This window comes from Cryobacterium sp. MLB-32 (assembly GCF_000738085.1).
Lineage (GTDB): Bacteria > Actinomycetota > Actinomycetes > Actinomycetales > Microbacteriaceae > Cryobacterium.
This window is the reverse complement of record NZ_JPRS01000332.1, coordinates 1-2,123: the sequence shown is the minus strand read 5'-3', so window position 1 is coordinate 2,123 and position 2,123 is coordinate 1. Positions and strand designations below refer to the sequence as shown.

General features: G+C 59.4%; 2 protein-coding genes and 1 pseudogene. All 3 read right to left on the bottom strand.

Annotated features, from left to right (window positions below; translation table 11 throughout):
* Window positions 1-829: pseudogene (locus tag JF66_RS21950) on the bottom strand (hypothetical protein); the annotation flags it as partial.
* The gene (locus JF66_RS18275) at window positions 826-1,179 is read right to left on the bottom strand and encodes a PadR family transcriptional regulator (RefSeq protein ID WP_035880258.1); all 354 of its coding nucleotides are present in this window, start codon (window positions 1,177-1,179) and stop codon (window positions 826-828) included. The gene JF66_RS18275 and the pseudogene JF66_RS21950, both read right to left, overlap by 4 nt.
* Before the next feature lie 151 nt (window positions 1,180-1,330).
* Window positions 1,331-1,630, bottom strand: a complete 300-nt coding sequence (locus tag JF66_RS18270) for a hypothetical protein (protein WP_035880257.1) — start codon at window positions 1,628-1,630, stop codon at window positions 1,331-1,333.
* Window positions 1,631-2,123: the final 493 nt, after the last annotated feature.

Here is a 2,123-nt window from a genome sequence, read left to right as displayed (position 1 = left end):
ACGCTCCGTAATACGCGATGAGCACCCAAGGAATAAGAGATCCGAGAACCAGCAGCGCCACCTCCCGTTGTCTGGCGATTCCGAGACAGATCACGGCCATCAGCCCGACGAATATCATCAGCACCAGACCATAGCTCCAGGCCATGTCCGACCAAAACTGTCGGTCGTTGACGTAATACGCTTTCGGCATCCCGTTCGTTGCGTAGACGATGGACGACGCGGCCAGAGTCACAGCCGCAATCACGGCGATGCGACCAGGGATTGCGGGGGTGCCAGCGAGCACGCACACGGCCAACAGGAAGAAGAACCCGAGAGTTGTGGTGGCGGGACCGGGCCAGAGGTCACCCTGCAAGTAATTCACCAGTCGCAGCATCAACGGGACGAGTGCGGCGGCGATCATCGCGTACTGCAGAGCACGACTCCACCCGAGCAAACCGAAAACGAGGCCGACTACCCAGATCCCATAGAGCAGGACGCCGGGGTTCGCAAACGGTCCGAACGTCGGGTACTCCGTTGCGATATCGGTACTGAGGTCTGCCCACGGAGACCAGGTGTGAACGATGAGAAAGACCACGGCAAGAACACCACCACTGCCAAGCGCGACGGTGGATATCCTGTCTCGTGCCGTCGCGGGGACGACGCGGTCGATTCGCGTGGCGATACCTTTCGCAGCGAGGTTGAGGAGCTCGCGGAGCCTTGTCGTTGTTCGGTCTTCTCCATCGGCCACGTCCAGGAGTGTTGAGATCACAACCTCGCCTTGTTCCTCGCGCCACTTGCGCGGATACCACCGCAACGCACGCCGGTAGCGACGCTCCATCGCGGCAGTCATGCGAGCGCTCCGGCGGCGAACCCGGGCGCCGGACGCATCCGCAGTCGAGCTCTCGCCTGCTGGGCGTTGCTTTCCAGGCGCGCCGCCTCGTGATCCAATCGCTCGGCGCCGACGTCGCTCAGCTCGTAGTAGCGGCGCAGTCGCCCATCGACGACCTCCTCGCCCGCTGATACAACAAGCCCCTGGGATTGCAGCCGATCAAGCGCAGCGTACAAAGTTCCAACCTTCAGCTTCACCCGGCCGTTGGACAGTTTGTCTGCTTCGCCAATGAGCGCGTACCCGTGTTTCTTGCCATCCGCCAACGCGGTCAGAACCAGGAAGGTTGGCTCGCGCATATCCAAAGTTGTCATGGCTAAACCATACTCAACCCATCGATATATAGCGGCTGAAAATCAGCGTGTCGCAGATCCACCTGCACCCGCGAGCCGAACCCTCACTGGGACGACTCACCATTTCGAAACCGGGTCGCCGAGCGTCACCCAGACACGCGATCCGTTGCCGTCAGTGGTTCGCTGGGAAAGTCAGGCGACGGTTGTGAATCGTGATCAAGGTCAGTGTGGCGAGAAGAACACCAACGACAACGACCATGCTCCATGTGCCGAGTACTCCGGTGAGCGCGGCCGCGCCGAAGACGAGGAGTCCGCCGCCGATGCTCTGCATCGCGATGGAGCCAGCCGGGATGATCGGAGGATTCCGGTAGAAGGGGATTCTCGTGCCGGAGTTGGCGCGAATGGTGCGGATCAAGGACGCAATGAAGAGAACAGTCCCCACGGCGGTCGCAATCCACCCGAACACATCCATGTCGACAAGCCTACTGATGCGGTCCTGTGGGGTCACTTTTTGCGTCGAAGAGGCGGAAGAGCTTCGCCTAGGGTCACGACCCGCCAACCAAGGTCATTCGCACGAGCTCGTGTGAGTTCGGAACGCAGCACGGACGCCCACCGTTGTTCTTGGCGCTGGAGGCGCTGTAGGCGCGGGGCTGGATTACAATAAATCTTGTGGTTAATGGAGGGATTTGGATATCACCATGGCTAGAAAACACATGACGCCTCTTGAACGACTTAACGATCCCAATGAAATTCTGAAGTTGTTTGCCTTTATGCAGCCCGCATCGCTTGTGGGCGGCATACTGGGCACCTGGATAAAGTCGTCCGCATCAAACGAGTCATTCTTTGAGATTCTCCCGCAGTATCTTCTCTTTGGCTGGGTGCCCATAGCGATCATTCTCGCGGTCGTAGGCATCCTGCTGTTCAAACGAGCGGAACGGAAGACAGTTAAGGGTCAGCGGGATTAG

Coding starts and splice junctions, on each gene's coding strand:
- JF66_RS18275 (WP_035880258.1), bottom strand. CDS start 1,179: ATGACAACTTTGGATATGCGCGAGCCAACCTTCCTGGTTCTGACCGCG.
- JF66_RS18270 (WP_035880257.1), bottom strand. CDS start 1,630: ATGGATGTGTTCGGGTGGATTGCGACCGCCGTGGGGACTGTTCTCTTC.